The 957-nt window shown below is 50.4% G+C and carries 1 protein-coding gene; it reads right to left on the bottom strand.

Annotation, left to right across the window (positions count from 1 at the left end; translation table 11 throughout):
• Positions 1-110: 110 nt before the first annotated feature.
• Positions 111-887 carry an ATP-binding protein gene (locus DWX91_RS16305; RefSeq protein WP_118539835.1) on the bottom strand — a complete coding sequence of 259 codons (777 nt, stop codon included), beginning with the start codon at positions 885-887 and terminating at the stop codon, positions 111-113.
• Positions 888-957: the final 70 nt, after the last annotated feature.

Raw genomic sequence — 957 nt, forward strand, 5'->3', positions numbered from 1 at the left:
TGAATATTACGGTTCAAATGTACCCCTGTTCCGAAGGAACGGATACCGGCAGTCTGGCGCTATGATACCGTGAGTCCGGAACAGGGATACCACATTTGCTACATGCGAGTTTACTCGCTTAATGCCGGATCCAACCCGTATACTTCACGCATGGATCTGTAATTCGCCGGGTCCGTCGGGATGATGTTGATCTTGTACGCATCATGCTTGATGCGATCCAGGATCGCTTCCGCGAGCGGACTGTCATCGCCTCCCAGTTGATCGAACCAGCCATTGCAATCATACTGAAAACAAAAGATGGTTGACGACTTCTTGCGTCTCCTATGGAGGAGTTCCAGTATATCGTGCTGTTCTGATGCGGTTGGCTTCAACAGCAGCCATTCATCGATGATCAGTAGAATCGGATTGGCATATTTGCTCTGGACCTTTTTGTAAGTTCCATCGTTACGTGCCATCTCTAACTCCAGGAGCAGGTCCGGAAGTCGAACGTATTTCGTAGTGTATCGACGCTTACAGGCCTCCATACCGAAAGCGCATGCCATGTAGGTCTTTCCACTCCCTGTGGCACCTGTGATGAACAGGTTTCGATGCTCTGTGATGTACTCACAGGTTGCCAGACGCTCGATCAGGCTGCGGTTGAGTTTCCGCCCGGAGGTATAGTTGATATCCCCGATGTATGCATCTGGCTGGTCGAATCCGGCATTACGGATCAGCCGTTTCAGGCTGTTGCTCTTACGGTTGCTGTATTCGATATCCACCAGCATTCCGAAACGGTCTTCAAAGGAAATGTCCCTCATTCGGGCGTCCTGCAGCTGGGTCAGGAATGCATCCGACATGGATGTTAGACGCATTTCGATGAGTTTATCTATAGTGCTCTGTGTAGTCATGGTTCCTTACCTCCTGTAGTAATCCGCACCCCGTGTAAGTGCGTGGCTGCTTTTTTCTGAGCTCGTATGG

The organism is Clostridium sp. AF22-10, assembly GCF_003478725.1.
Classification (GTDB): Bacteria; Bacillota; Clostridia; order Lachnospirales; family Lachnospiraceae; genus Otoolea; species Otoolea fessa.

Bases quoted from the DNA above. Each gene is read 5' to 3' on its own strand.
- DWX91_RS16305 (WP_118539835.1), bottom strand. From the start codon at position 887: ATGACTACACAGAGCACTATAGATAAACTCATCGAAATGCGTCTAACA.